Origin of the sequence: Streptomyces sp. NPDC048297 (assembly GCF_043201585.1) — a bacterium.
Lineage (GTDB): Bacteria > Actinomycetota > Actinomycetes > Streptomycetales > Streptomycetaceae > Streptomyces.
Window position 1 is genome coordinate 59,085 of the sequence record NZ_JBICZA010000034.1, and the last position, 12,017, is coordinate 71,101.

At 72.0% G+C, this 12,017-nt stretch carries 14 protein-coding genes; 7 read left to right on the plus strand and 7 right to left on the minus strand.

Features of this window, described 5'->3' with window-relative positions; translation table 11 throughout:
- The first annotated feature begins 31 nt into the window (after positions 1-31).
- Positions 32-499, plus strand: coding sequence for a Rieske (2Fe-2S) protein (locus ACGFYV_RS30160; protein WP_393881675.1), 468 nt, complete (start codon positions 32-34; stop codon positions 497-499).
- A gap of 6 nt (positions 500-505) precedes the next feature.
- Here the strand turns inward: ACGFYV_RS30160 and ACGFYV_RS30165 are convergent, their stop codons facing one another.
- The gene (locus ACGFYV_RS30165; protein WP_393881676.1) at positions 506-1,150 is read right to left on the minus strand and encodes a cysteine hydrolase; all 645 of its coding nucleotides are present in this window, start codon (positions 1,148-1,150) and stop codon (positions 506-508) included.
- A 159-nt stretch (positions 1,151-1,309) separates the two neighbouring features.
- Between ACGFYV_RS30165 and ACGFYV_RS30170 the strand changes: the two genes are divergently transcribed.
- A complete protein-coding gene (locus ACGFYV_RS30170) occupies positions 1,310-1,777 on the plus strand; it encodes a pyridoxamine 5'-phosphate oxidase family protein (RefSeq protein ID WP_393881677.1) in 468 nt (155 codons plus the stop codon).
- Between the two features lie 58 nt (positions 1,778-1,835).
- Here ACGFYV_RS30170 and ACGFYV_RS30175 read toward each other — a convergent pair whose 3' ends face one another.
- Entirely contained in the window at positions 1,836-2,828 is a 993-nt protein-coding gene (locus ACGFYV_RS30175; RefSeq protein WP_393881678.1) for a LysR family transcriptional regulator, read from the minus strand.
- Between the two features lie 74 nt (positions 2,829-2,902).
- On the opposite strand from ACGFYV_RS30175, the gene ACGFYV_RS30180 reads away from it, so the two are divergent.
- Positions 2,903-3,832 carry a DMT family transporter gene (locus ACGFYV_RS30180; RefSeq protein ID WP_393881679.1) on the plus strand — a complete coding sequence of 310 codons (930 nt, stop codon included), beginning with the start codon at positions 2,903-2,905 and terminating at the stop codon, positions 3,830-3,832.
- 163 nt (positions 3,833-3,995) lie between these two features.
- On the opposite strand, the gene ACGFYV_RS30185 is transcribed toward ACGFYV_RS30180, so the two are convergent.
- The gene (locus ACGFYV_RS30185) at positions 3,996-5,327 is read right to left on the minus strand and encodes an aminotransferase class I/II-fold pyridoxal phosphate-dependent enzyme (protein ID WP_393881680.1); all 1,332 of its coding nucleotides are present in this window, start codon (positions 5,325-5,327) and stop codon (positions 3,996-3,998) included.
- Positions 5,328-5,375: 48 nt separating this feature from the next.
- On the opposite strand from ACGFYV_RS30185, the gene ACGFYV_RS30190 reads away from it, so the two are divergent.
- Positions 5,376-6,137: a pyridoxamine 5'-phosphate oxidase family protein gene (locus ACGFYV_RS30190; RefSeq protein ID WP_393881681.1), complete on the plus strand. Its 762-nt coding sequence runs from the start codon at positions 5,376-5,378 to the stop codon at positions 6,135-6,137.
- A 166-nt stretch (positions 6,138-6,303) separates the two neighbouring features.
- Here ACGFYV_RS30190 and ACGFYV_RS30195 read toward each other — a convergent pair whose 3' ends face one another.
- The 3 genes from ACGFYV_RS30195 to ACGFYV_RS30205 form a co-directional block, all read right to left on the minus strand.
- Entirely contained in the window at positions 6,304-7,248 is a 945-nt protein-coding gene (locus ACGFYV_RS30195; protein ID WP_393881682.1) for a DMT family transporter, read from the minus strand.
- 192 nt (positions 7,249-7,440) lie between these two features.
- Positions 7,441-8,445 carry a DMT family transporter gene (locus tag ACGFYV_RS30200; RefSeq protein ID WP_393881683.1) on the minus strand — a complete coding sequence of 335 codons (1,005 nt, stop codon included), beginning with the start codon at positions 8,443-8,445 and terminating at the stop codon, positions 7,441-7,443.
- 186 nt (positions 8,446-8,631) lie between these two features.
- Positions 8,632-9,300: a Clp protease N-terminal domain-containing protein gene (locus ACGFYV_RS30205; protein WP_393881684.1), complete on the minus strand. Its 669-nt coding sequence runs from the start codon at positions 9,298-9,300 to the stop codon at positions 8,632-8,634.
- Positions 9,301-9,472: 172 nt separating this feature from the next.
- Between ACGFYV_RS30205 and ACGFYV_RS30210 the strand changes: the two genes are divergently transcribed.
- The gene (locus tag ACGFYV_RS30210; protein ID WP_393881718.1) at positions 9,473-9,697 is read left to right on the plus strand and encodes a hypothetical protein; all 225 of its coding nucleotides are present in this window, start codon (positions 9,473-9,475) and stop codon (positions 9,695-9,697) included.
- 123 nt (positions 9,698-9,820) lie between these two features.
- A complete protein-coding gene (locus ACGFYV_RS30215) occupies positions 9,821-10,249 on the plus strand; it encodes an SRPBCC family protein (RefSeq protein ID WP_393881685.1) in 429 nt (142 codons plus the stop codon).
- 82 nt (positions 10,250-10,331) lie between these two features.
- Here the strand turns inward: ACGFYV_RS30215 and ACGFYV_RS30220 are convergent, their stop codons facing one another.
- Positions 10,332-10,976, minus strand: a complete 645-nt coding sequence (locus ACGFYV_RS30220) for a PadR family transcriptional regulator (protein WP_393881686.1) — start codon at positions 10,974-10,976, stop codon at positions 10,332-10,334.
- Between the two features lie 248 nt (positions 10,977-11,224).
- On the opposite strand from ACGFYV_RS30220, the gene ACGFYV_RS30225 reads away from it, so the two are divergent.
- The gene (locus ACGFYV_RS30225) at positions 11,225-11,818 is read left to right on the plus strand and encodes a DinB family protein (protein WP_393881687.1); all 594 of its coding nucleotides are present in this window, start codon (positions 11,225-11,227) and stop codon (positions 11,816-11,818) included.
- Positions 11,819-12,017 lie beyond the last annotated feature (199 nt).

The following is a 12,017-nucleotide window of genomic DNA, read 5'->3' on the forward strand; positions in this document are numbered from 1 at the left end:
ACCACCAACAGTTCCGCGGAAGGGAATCCACATGACCAGCGCATCGCCCCAGCCCGCCTCCGGGTTCCCGGCCACGCCCGAGCGGGAGGACGGTTCCACGGGACCGGCTCGCCGCACGGTCATCGCGGCCGCCGGAGCGGCCGGGCTCGTCGTCGCGCTGACCGCCTGCGGTTCGGGCGGCGACTCGACGGGCTCCGGGACGGCGGCGGCGGGCACGACGCTCGCCAGGACCTCCGACATCCCGGAGGGCGGCGGCAAGATCCTCCCGGACCAGGGCGTGGTGGTCACGCAGCCGACCGCCGGCACGTACAAGGCCTTCTCGTCGAAGTGCACCCACCAGGGGTGCACTGTCAGTGGCATCACGGACGGCGCGATCACCTGCCCCTGCCACCACAGCCATTTCTCGATCGCGGACGGCAGCGTGCGGCAGGGACCGGCGACCGAACCGCTGCCCGCCCAGAAGATCACCGTCTCCGGCGACGAGATCAAGCTGGCCTGACGCGCTTCACGCCCGCCGGGGCGGCCTCTTGAGGCACTTGAGGATCTCGTCCGTGGTCGTGACCGTCGCGACCAGCGCGAGCGTGTTGCGGATCATCTCGGGGACGTACGCGACGGGCACCCCCGCGACGGCGTCCGCGGGGACGACGGCGCGGTAGCCGCGGTTGACGGCGTCGAACACCGCGTTGGGGACGGCCACGTTGGCCGAGACCCCGGTGACGATCAGGGTGCGGCAGCCGAGGTTGCGCGGCAGGGCGTCGACCTCGGTGCCCTGGATCGGCGACAGGCCGTGCAGGCGCCGTACGACGAGGTCCTCCTCGGTGACCTCGATCGGGGGCGCCACGCGCACCGCGGTGCTGCCGGTCAACTGCTGGACGGGGAGCCGCTCGGCGGCCCGGAACAGACGGGAGTTGCGACTGGCGCCCCGGCCGTCCGGGCGGCGCTCGGCGACGGCGTGGATCACCTGCACCCCGCTCTCGTGCGCGGCGGCGACCAGCCGTGCCACGTTGGCCAGGACCCCGGAGGAGCGGGCCTGTCGCGCGAGTTCGGGCAGCGCGCTCCCCGGCCCGACCACCCCCTGCTGGCACTCCACGGTGAGCAGGACGGTGCCGGCGGGCTCGATGAGGTCCCCGAGTTCTTCGCACGACGCCATGCTGCCTCCGTCCACCGGGGTGCGGGGCGGCGAGCGTAGCCGTACCGGCGTGCGGGGGGAAGGCGAGAGGGCCACGGCCCATTCCCTTTTCTGACGCGATGTCAGAGGATCGGCGCGGTACGGACGTCTCTGGCACGACGTGGGAGAAGAGGGATCCGCATGACCGTCACTCAGCAGCGCCGGGGCCGGAAGATCATGATGACGTCCGGCGAGCTGGACGAGTTCCTCGCCACCCGGCGCACCTGCCGGGTCGCGACCGTCTCGGCGGACGGCGCGCCGCATGTCAGCGCGCTGTGGTTCGTCTGGGACGGCACCTCGCTGTGGCTGTACTCGGTGGTGCGCAGCGCGCGTTGGGCGCAGCTGCGCCGCGATCCGCGGGTGGCGGTCGTGGTCGACTCCGGTGAGGAGTACGGCCAGTTGCGCGGGGCCGAGCTGTCCGGGCGGGTGGAGTTCGTCGGCGAGGCGCCGCGCACCGGTGAGCTGTGCGCCGAACTCGACGCGCCGGAAGCGCTGTTCGCACGCAAGAACTTCGGCCTGGACGAGATGCCGCACGACGGCCGGCACGCCTGGGCACGGCTGACCCCGGAGAAGATCGTCTCCTGGGACTTCCGCAAACTGGGCGGCTGAGACCGGGCACCCCGCACCGAGCCCCACGGAGGCGGGCAGCCCCGCCCCCTCCCGGGACTCAGCCGAGCCGCTGCGCGGACACCTGCTGCACGGAAGCCTCCTGCACGGACACCTGCTCTGCGGAAGCCTCTTGCACGGACACCTGTTGTGCGGACAACTGCTGTGCGGACACCCGCAGCGCCTCGACCGCCGCGCGGATCGAGGGGCGGCGGTCGGCGTCCGCGCGCCAGACGACGTAGACGTGCCGGCGCACGCGCTGCGTGAGCGGCACGAGGACCACACCGGGGGGCATCGGGTCACGGCCCAGCAGCGGCACGACACACACCCCCAACCCGGCTGCCACCAGCACGAGTTGGGTGTGGGTCTCCCCGGCGCGATGGCCGACGATCGGCTCGATGCCCTTCGAGCGCAGCGTGAACATGAGCCACTCGTGGCAGAACTCGCCCTCGCCCCAGGTGATCCACTCGTCCTGCGCGAACTCGGTGAGGTCCACCTCGTCACGGCCGGCAAAGCGGTGCCCGACGGGCAGGGCGACCTCCGCCGGGTCGTCCAGCAGCGGGGCCTTGACCAGACCGTCGGGCACGGGCATCGGCTTGTTGTACCAGTCGAGGACGACCGCGAGATCGAGGTCGCCGCGCACGACGCCGGCGATGCCCTGCTCGGGTTCCAGCTCGCTGGAGCGCACGCGCAGGCCCGGGTGCTGGGCGCGCAGGGCGGAGAGCGCGGCGGGGAACAGGCCGCGGGCGGCGGTCGGGAACGCCGTGACGCGCAGTTCGCCGACGACCTGACCCCGGTGGGCCTCAAGGTCGGCCTGGGCCAGCTCCACCTGGGAGAGGATGCGGGCCGCGTGCTCGGCGAGCAGCCGTCCGGCGTCCGTGAGCCGCACGCCCCGGCCGTTCTTGGCGAGGAGCTGCTGGCCCGCCTCCCGCTCCAGCTTGCCGAGCTGCTGCGAGACCGCGGACGTGGTGACGTGCAGCGCGTCGGCGGCGGCGCTGACCGAGCCGTGCCGGGCGAGGGCGTCCAGGGTGCGCAGGCGCTCAAGGTTCAACATGTAAGTGATACTACGAGGTGTCTGTCGAGATTTCTCGCTTGTGCTACGAGGTTGTATCCAGCATCGTTGACCGCATGAGCACGGTCACCTCACCCCGCACCCAAGCCCCCGCCCCGGCCGGCCCCCGCGCCCGGCTCGACTGGCGGCTCCGCTTCGGCGTCCTGTCCCTGATCTGGGGCTTCAGCTTCCTATTGATCAAGGTCGGCACCGACGGCTACGCCCCCTTCCAGGTCACCCTGGGGCGGCTGGTGTTCGGTACGGCGGTACTGGCGGCGGCGATGGCCGTGAAGCGGGAGCGGCTGCCGCGCGGGGCGCGGCTGTGGGGGCACATGGCGGTCGCCGCGTTCTTCCTGAACGCCCTGCCGTTCTCCCTCTTCGCCTACTCCGAACTGACCATCCCGTCCACGCTGGCCGGCATCTGCAACGCCACCTCGCCACTGTGGGGCATGGCGCTGAGCCTGGTCGCTCTCTCCGAGGACCGGCCGACCCGGGTGCGCGTCGCCGGCCTCGGCCTGGGCTTCCTCGGGGTCCTCACCGTCCTCGGCGCGTGGCAGGGCTTCCACGGGCTCGACGCCACGGGTACGGCGATGGCACTGCTGGCGTCGCTCAGCTACCCGGTCGGATGGATCTACGTGCGCCGCACACTGGCCGGAACCGGCAACTCCAATCTGTCCATAACAGGTGCGCAGTTGCTGCTCGCCACGCTCCAACTCGCCGTGGTCACCCCGCTGTTCACCTCCGTCCCGGCGCACTTCCCGCTCGTCCCCCTGCTGGCGATCGCCGCACTGGGCGCCCTCGGGACCGGGCTCGCGGTCCTCGTCCAGTACGGCCTGGTCGCCGAAGTCGGGCCCACCACGGCCCAGATGGTCACGTACTTCATCCCCGTCATCGCCACCGCGGCGGGCGTGGCGATCCTCGGCGAGTCGTTGCACTGGACCACACCGGTGGGTGCGGTGATCGTCCTCGCGGGGGCGGCGCTGACCCAGGTGAGGCGGAAGGACTGAGGCGGAAGGACTGAGGCGGAAGGACTGAGGCGGAAGGGCTGAGCGCGAGGGGACACCGAAGGCGTATGCGGGAGGGCCCCCCGGGGCGCAGCGAGCGTGCGGGTATCGCTGCACCCCGCACAGGCAGGACGCCGTACAGGCACGACGCCGTACACGCACCCCCTCAGCGGTACGAGCGGTCGGGGGACGGTCGTACCGCTGCCGCCACCGCCTCCGCCAGCGGGGCGATGTCCGCGACCGCGACGGGCGAGATCGTGATGCGGATGCCCGGTGGAGTGTCGAGGCGGAAGCGGGAGCCGGGAGCCACGCCCCATCCGGACTGCAGCAGCCGGGCGACCGCGGCCGTCTCGTCGGGGACCGGGACCCAGACGTTCATGCCGCTGCGGCCGTAGGCCGTGACGCCGTGGTCCGCGAGCGCGTCGACCAGGGCCTGCCGCCGCTCCCCGTAAGCCGCCGCCACCGCCGCCCTGTCCACCGCGCCGTCGGCCCACAGCGTGGCCACCGCGCGCTGGAGCAGGAGGCTCACCCAGCCCGGTCCGAGCCGCTGGCGGCCACGCACCCGGTCGACCGTGACGGGGTCGCCGGTGAGGACGGCGACCCGCAGGTCGGGGCCGTAGGCCTTGGAGGCCGAGCGGACGAGGGCCCAGTGCCGGGTGGCTCCCGCGAGGGGGTGCAGCGGGAGATCGACGATGGCGTGGCCGTGGTCGTCCTCGATCAGCAGGGTCTCGGGGTGCTCGCGCAGGACCGCGCGCAGGGCACGCGCGCGCGTGGCGCTCACCGATGCCCCGGTCGGGTTCTGCGCGCGGTCGGTGACGATCACTGCGCTCGCCCCGGCCCGCAGGGCGCCGCGCAGATCGTCGGGGAGCGGGCCGTCGTCGTCCAGCCCCACCGGGACCGTGCGCAGTCCGAGCGCGGGGATCAGATCCAGGGTGCTGCCCCAGCCCGGGTCCTCGACGGCGACGGCGTCGCCCGGCCTGAGACGGGCCGCGAGAACGCGTTCGATCGCGTCCAGGGACCCCGAGGTGACGGTCAGCGGGCCGTCAGGGACGCCGTCGGCGTCGAGTTCGGCACGGGCGATCCGGGCGAGGTCCGGGTCGACGGGATCGTCGCCGTAGAGAAACGGCGTCCGGTCGGCCCGTGCCGCCGAGGCGGCGAGGGCCGTGGCGAGGCTCGGCAGCAGGGCGGTGTCGGGGTTGCCGGTCGACAGGTCCCGCACCCCGGCGGACAACTCCACGCGCAGCGCCTCGCGCCCCGTCGTGGCCGGTTTGGGCCTGACCCTGCTGCCGCGGCGCCCGGCGGTCTCGATCACCCCGCGCTCGCGCAGGGTGCGATACGCGGCCGCGACCGTGTTGGGGTTCACCCCGAGCCGGGTCGCCAACTCCCGCATGGGAGGCAGGGGTTGGCCCGGTTCCAGGTCTCCGTTGCCGACCGCGCGCTCGACGCTGGCGGCGATCTCCGCTGCGCCACGGCCATGAATCGGATACTCTCCTAGCACAAACCAAATTATGCACTAGTGCAATACATCCGTCAATGGAGGCCCGTCATGCAGGGGACCGAGAAGGTGCCGGCGCAGTCCACCGCATACACACCGACCGACCGCACCGTGCCGACCCGGGCCGCGCACAAGGCGTCGTACGACAGGGACCTGGTGCACGCGATACTCGACGAGGGCTACGTCTGCCACCTCGGGTTCGTCCGCGACGGCGCCCCCGTGGTGCTGCCGACGCTGTACGCCCGCGTCGGCGAGCGGCTCTACGTCCACGGGTCCACCGGTTCGCGTCCGCTGCGGATGGCGGGGCAGGCCGACACGGGCCAGACCGACCCCGGTCAGACCGACCCGGGCCAGACCGACGCAGGTCAGACCGGCACGAGCCAGGCCCACCCGGGCCTGAAGGTGTGTCTGACGGTCACGCACGTCGACGGGCTGGTGCTGGCCCGCTCCGCCTTCCACCACTCGATCAACTACCGGTCCGTGGTGGTGCACGGCATCGCCCGAGACGTCACGGACCCGCAGGAGCGGCGGCAGGCCCTGGACGCCCTGGTGGACCAGGTCGTACCGGGCCGGGCCGCCGACTCCCGGCCCGCCAACAAGAAGGAGCTGGCCGCCACCGCGGTGATCCGCCTCGACCTCGATGAGGTCTCGGCGAAGACCCGCACCGGCGGCGCACTCGACGAGCCCGAGGACCTCGCCCTGCCGCACTGGGCCGGCGTCGTCCCGCTCCGCACGGCCCACGGCACCCCCGTGGACAACGCCGACCTGACGCCCGGAGTCGAACTCCCGGACTACGTCAAGGCGTTGGCGTAGCAGGCGGCGGGCTCGCACGAAGGCCGCGGCAGGAGCACATGGACGCCGTAGCAGGGGCACATGGAGGCCGCGGCGGGCTCACACGGAGACCGCGGCAGGAGCACATGGACGCCGCAGCTGGGGCACATGGACGCCGTAGCAGGGGCACATGGAGGCCGCGGCGGGCTCACACGGAGACCGGCTCCCGGCGTCCCGCCCCGCGGGCCTCGCTCAGCGCGAGTCCCGCGACAGCTCCGAGCATCAGCAGGGTGCCGGTCACGGTGGCCGTCGTGAGGCGTTCACCGAGCAGGGCGACCGCGAGCACGGCCGCGGTCACCGGCTCCAGCAGCATGATCACGGAGACGGTCGCGGACCGTACGACGGCGGCGCCGGCGAAGTACAGGGCGTAGGCGAGTGCCGTCGGCACGGACGCGATGTAGAGCAGCAGCGCCAGCAGCCGCACGGGGTGGTCGGTGTGCGGGAACAGCCCCTCCCCCAGGGCGAGCGGGAGCAGGAACAGGGCGGTGACGCCGAAGGCCCAGATCGTGGTGTCGGAGGCGTCGGCAGCGCCGTCGCGGCCCCACCACCGGGTCAGCAGGGTCATCGCGCTGTACCCGGCCGCCGCCACGAGCGCGAAGAGCACGCCGGCCGGCCGGACCGTGGCGGCCGAGCCGCCGAAGGTCAGCACGACCAGCCCCGCGAGCGCCCCGGCGACCGCGAGGACGCCGCCCGCGCCCAGCCGCTCCCCCAGGAGCAGCCTGGCGCCGAGCGCGATGAGGACGGGGCCCGCGCCGAGTGTGACCACGGTGGCCACGGCCAGCCCGGTCGACTCCACGGCCGCGAAGTAGGCGGTCTGGAACACCGCGAGCCCGATGCCGGTGGCGGCGGCCTTCGCGACGCGGCGGCGCAGCGGCTCGGCCGTGGCCACATGGGCCGGGCGGCGCAGCAGACGCCCGGCCATCAGCAGCACGAGGCCGACGGCGCAGCGCCAGAAGGACAGGGTGAAGGGGCCCATGTCGCCCGCCCGGTAGACCAGGGAGGCGGCGGCGCCCGCGGTGCCCCAGGTGGCACCGGTGACGATCAGGTAGAGCAGGCCACGTCCGACGGACAGGCCTGAGACAGCGTTCGACACGAGGATTTCTCCGCAGAAGCGCACCGAGGAGGTGCGGAAGTGGGAAGGCGGCCCGCTCGGCGGGGCGCGTGGACTTCATCTGCGGGCAGCACCGTCACGCCCTGCGCCGGACAGCGCTGGGCATGGACTCCCGGAGGCCCGCCTCAGGCGGCCGGGGGCGGCAGAACGAGCGTCGACGGCATGGTCAGCACCTTAGGCGGCCGTGCCGCGTACGGACAACTCGCGCTCCGCGCCACCGGCCGCGACGGGTTCCGGGGAACCCTTGGCCGGCGCCGAGGACTGCGCGATGAACGCGCCGACGAGGACGACCGCGCCGCCCACGACCTGGGGGCCCGAGAGGTGCTCGCCGAGCAGCACCCAGGCCAGCACGGTCGCGATGACCGCCTCCAGGCAGGCGACGACACCCGCGACCTGCGGGGAGAGCCGCCGTACCGACAGCACGCCGGTGATGTACGCGACGACCGTAGCGACGAGGACGATCCACAGGATCAGCGCGAGCGCCGGTACCGCGGTGCCGTTCATATCCGCGGAGCCCGCCAGCACCGACCAGTCCATGCTCCAGGGACGGGCGACGACGGTGAGCACGAGGGCGCCGACCAGCAGGCCGTAGGCGATCACGCCGAGCGGGTCCGGCGCCTCGTCGCCCGCGTCGCTGCCCTGGTCGGACAGGACGAAGTAGCCGACCTGGCAGCAGGCGGCGCCGAACGCGAGCAGCAGGCCCAGCGCGTCGAAGCTCAGCCCCTTCCAGACCTCCACGACACAGGCGAGTCCGCCGGCCGCGAGGACCACGCCGAGCGCGGCGGCCCGCGTCACCGGCCGGCGCTGCACGAACCGCACCCAGCCGAGCACCAGCGCGGGCGCGAAGTACTCGAGGAGCAGCGCCACACCGACGGGTATGCGGGAGATCGCGGCGAAGTAGCAGGCCTGGACACCGGCGACGGCGAGCAGTCCGAACCCGGCGAGCAGGGCCGGGCGACGGCGCACCAGCGAACGGTGCCGCACGGCGAGGGGCAGCATGACCACGGCGGCGCCGGCCACCCTCAGCCACACCACATGGAGGGGCTCAAGGCCCGCTTCTATCAGCGGCTTCGCCGCCACTCCCGACCCTCCGAAGGCCAGCGCCGACACCAGCGCCAGACCGAGCCCGACGCCCTTGCCGTGGCTGCCCTGACTGCTTTCAGACGTATGCACGGGCACATGATGACAGGCGATGACATGAGCGTCACTTCCCTTGACACCTGTCTCAGGGGGTGGACGGGAGGGGGCGGCCCGCCGTCAGCAGCTCATATCGCGCCGCCAGGCATCTCGCACCGTGCCGTCAGGCACCTGGCACCACGCCGCCAGGCACCTCGCACCACGCCGCCAGCAGGTCGCACCGCCCCGTCAGCAGGTCGCTCCGTCGTCGGCGAGCTCACCCATGCCGGCCCCTGACTCTGTCCCCGAGCCTGCCCCTGACTCGCACCCGACCCCGGACCCGGGCCGGGACCCGGCCCCTGACTCGGTCCGGGTACGGAGGGAGGATGCGGAGATGCCGGCGCGCTCCAGGACCTCGACGGCTCGGGACCGCGGGTCCACGACGAGCGCGGCGAGCAGGTCGGTGCCGGTTGCCTGGTGCTCACCGCGGTGCCGGGCGCGCCGCCTGGCGTCCTCCATCGACGCCGCGGCGACGGGCGACCAGCCCCCGGCGTTCTTGGACTCGCCGCCGTGGCGGGCGGGTCGGGGGACGACGGCGACGGCACCGGCGCCAAAGTCCTCGACGCCGCTCTGCCAGCGCAGGCCGTAGCCGATGCTGCGCTGCACGAGGTAGCCGAGCAGGCGGGCGAGTTGGGCGGAGGTGCCGACGGCGGCACGGGCCTGGGGGTCGGCCTCCAGGAGCGAGTGGAGCAGATGAGCGGTGTCGATCTGACGGTCTCCGTCCCGCACGGCCCGGCGGCGGGCACCGGCGACCACCGCCGCCAGCTCGGCACTGAGCCCGGCAGCGTCGTCCGCGCGGCCGTCCGCACGCGGGCCGCCCTCGTCAGGGGCGGGCTGGTGGGCTATACGGGGTTGCACATCCTCTAGCCCATCAGTCACGACGGGTCCTCACATCCGCGAGGGGAACCATCTTCGCGTCCCACACAGAGTGGACACCCCTGGCCGAAATCTCATCCTTGGGGAGGAGATCAGGCCGAAATCCCCCTGGGGGCGCGCGCCGTCTTGCCAAGCGCCCCGTACGCAACCGCATATGGGGCCGCGCACGTCCCTCATCAGTGTGGAGGACGGATGCGAGTGCTGGCTGGTGGCACTGCCGGCGATCGACGGCAAGCAGTACGTGTACCGGGTGTACGCCCCGGAGGACGCACTGCTCGCCGACCTGTTCTGGGAGGCCTGGCACTGCCACGACGAGAGCGCGTTCCCGCGTGCGTGGGACCTCTTCGACGCGGCGCTGATACGCCGCGTCGTCGCGTGACACTCACCCTTTTCACTCAACACCTCAGTCGCGCAATACTTCTGACGATTCATCAGTATTGAATGTTCGACGCCCTGCCGCTACGTTCCGCGACACCGTAGCCCGATACGAAGGGGTGGTCTCATGGCCGAAGTCAGCGCGGAGGCACGCATCGAGGCGCCGGCCGAGAAGGTGTGGACCCAGCTCACCGACTGGCCGTCGTACGGGGAGTGGAACGCGACCCACACCAGTTTCCCCGCGGGCGGTCCAAAGAACCTGGCGGTGGGCGGGACGTTCCAGGAGAACATGAAGCTGATGGGCTTTCCGGCAGAGGTCGACTGGACCATCGAGGAGCTGGAGGCGGCCCGGGTGCTCGCGATCCGGGGCAAGGGCCCGATGGCGGTGACCGTCGCGACCCGCTACACACTCACCCCCGACGGCGACGCCACATCGGTCCGCATCGACGGCGAGTTCACCGGCGCGGCGGTGTCGCTGATGGCGGGCAAGCTCAAGGACTCGGCGACGGCGGCCCTGAACGAGTCGCTGCGCAAGCTGGGCGGACTGGTCACCTGAGCCAGAACGCGTGAAGGCGCCCCGCGGGACTCCACGGGGCGCCTTCACGACCAAACGACCTCGCCGCTCGCGCCGGACGACCTCAGTCCTCGTCGGCGAGAATCAGGTACAGCTTCTTGCGGGCCTCGTTGATGACGGCCAGCGCCTTGTCGCGCTGTTCCTTGGTGCCGGTCTTCCAGACCTGCCCGAAGGCCTCCATCAGACCGAAGCCGGCCTGGCGGATCTCGCCCAGGGCCTCCCAGTCGACCCCGCGCGAGGCCTCCTCCCACGGGGCGTCCGGCCCCTCCTCGGCGGCGCTACGGCCGCTTTCTGTGAGGGAGAACAGCTTCTTGCCGCCCTCGGTCTCGCTGACGATCAGACCCTCGTCCTCCAGCAGTTGCAGGGTCGGGTAGACCGAACCGGGGCTCGGCCGCCACGCGCCGCCGCTGCGCTCGGCGATCTCCTGGATCATCTCGTAGCCGTGCATCGGCCGGTCCTTGAGCAGGGCCAGGATCGACGCCCGCACATCACCGCGCCGCGCCCTCCCCCGCGGCCCGCCGCGCCCTCGGGGACCCCAGGGCCCCGGCCCGAAGCCCGGCCCTCCGGGCCCGAACCCGGGTCCACCCGGCCCGAAGGGCCCGAAGGCGGCCCGACGCCCCTCAAAAGCACCGAATCCACCGAAGCCACCCCGACCCCGCCCACCCGGGCCGTCCTGACCATGCCCACGCTCGAATCCGTGGTTACGCATCACGATCACTCCATTCCATCGCTGATCTGTCACGTACTACTCGCGTCTCTTACGCGATGCCTCAACGATATATCGGAACCGATCGCATGACAATGCCCTGCCCGAGGAGAGTGTTGTCCTGTCTCTGTCGAGCCGGTCCCTGTCTCAAGTGATCTGGTCCGATTGGCTCGCCGTTTCAGATGATCTGGTTCGCCGCGAGTAGCGGAAAAGGCGGTGGGTGAAGATCGTTCAAGCGGCAGGCTGGCCCCATGACCGCATCGGATCCCAAGGCTGACCTTCACTTTTATCTGCAGTCCGCCCGTGATGCCTTGCTCTGGAAGCTCGAAGGGCTCTCGGAGTACGACAGCCGCCGCCCGCTGACGCCGACCGGCACCAACCTTCTGGGCCTGGTGAAACACGTGGCCAGTGTGGAGCTGGGCTACCTCGGCGCCACCTTCGGACGGCAGTCCGGCGAGCCGCTGCCTTGGCTCGAAGACGGTGCTGAGCCCAACGCGGATATGTGGGCCACGGCCGACGAGTCACGCGATCACATCGTGGAGCTTTACCGCCGGGCGTGGGCGCACGCGGACGCGACGATCGACGCGCTGGCTCTGGACACGATCGGCAAGGTGCCGTGGTGGCCCAGCGGAAGGAACGAGGTGACGTTGCACCATGCCGTGGTGCGCGTGATCGCCGATACGCATCGGCACGCCGGGCACGCGGACATCCTCCGGGAACTCATAGACGGGGCCGTGGGAATGAACCAGGGCAACGACAGCATGCCGCCGGGCGACTCAGCCTGGTGGGAGAACTATCGATCCCGGCTGGAGCGTGCAGCTCAGGAAGCCGATCGAGACGCGTAACTGCGGACCAGACCGAGTCGGCCCACTACCGGCATCTGTTCTCACAGGGATGTCGCTCGTTGGGGTGACGCCTTCCGCGTCCGGGACATGGGACCCCGCTGGGTGTTCCACCCTCGCAGTGCAGGGGCGAGGGCAGCGGGGAGGTACTCGTGGGCGAGCCCGCGCAGGCGACACCTGCCTGGGAGTACGCGTCGGAGGT

What these genes read in the sequence shown, in the direction of transcription:
- ACGFYV_RS30160 (WP_393881675.1), top strand. Translation starts at nt 32, where the DNA reads ATGACCAGCGCATCGCCCCAGCCCGCCTCCGGGTTCCCGGCCACGCCC.
- ACGFYV_RS30165 (WP_393881676.1), bottom strand. Translation starts at nt 1,150, where the DNA reads ATGGCGTCGTGCGAAGAACTCGGGGACCTCATCGAGCCCGCCGGCACC.
- ACGFYV_RS30170 (WP_393881677.1), top strand. Translation starts at nt 1,310, where the DNA reads ATGACCGTCACTCAGCAGCGCCGGGGCCGGAAGATCATGATGACGTCC.
- ACGFYV_RS30175 (WP_393881678.1), bottom strand. Translation starts at nt 2,828, where the DNA reads ATGTTGAACCTTGAGCGCCTGCGCACCCTGGACGCCCTCGCCCGGCAC.
- ACGFYV_RS30180 (WP_393881679.1), top strand. Translation starts at nt 2,903, where the DNA reads ATGAGCACGGTCACCTCACCCCGCACCCAAGCCCCCGCCCCGGCCGGC.
- ACGFYV_RS30190 (WP_393881681.1), top strand. Translation starts at nt 5,376, where the DNA reads ATGCAGGGGACCGAGAAGGTGCCGGCGCAGTCCACCGCATACACACCG.
- ACGFYV_RS30210 (WP_393881718.1), top strand. Translation starts at nt 9,473, where the DNA reads ATGGGGCCGCGCACGTCCCTCATCAGTGTGGAGGACGGATGCGAGTGC.
- ACGFYV_RS30215 (WP_393881685.1), top strand. Translation starts at nt 9,821, where the DNA reads ATGGCCGAAGTCAGCGCGGAGGCACGCATCGAGGCGCCGGCCGAGAAG.
- ACGFYV_RS30220 (WP_393881686.1), bottom strand. Translation starts at nt 10,976, where the DNA reads ATGCGTAACCACGGATTCGAGCGTGGGCATGGTCAGGACGGCCCGGGT.
- ACGFYV_RS30225 (WP_393881687.1), top strand. Translation starts at nt 11,225, where the DNA reads ATGACCGCATCGGATCCCAAGGCTGACCTTCACTTTTATCTGCAGTCC.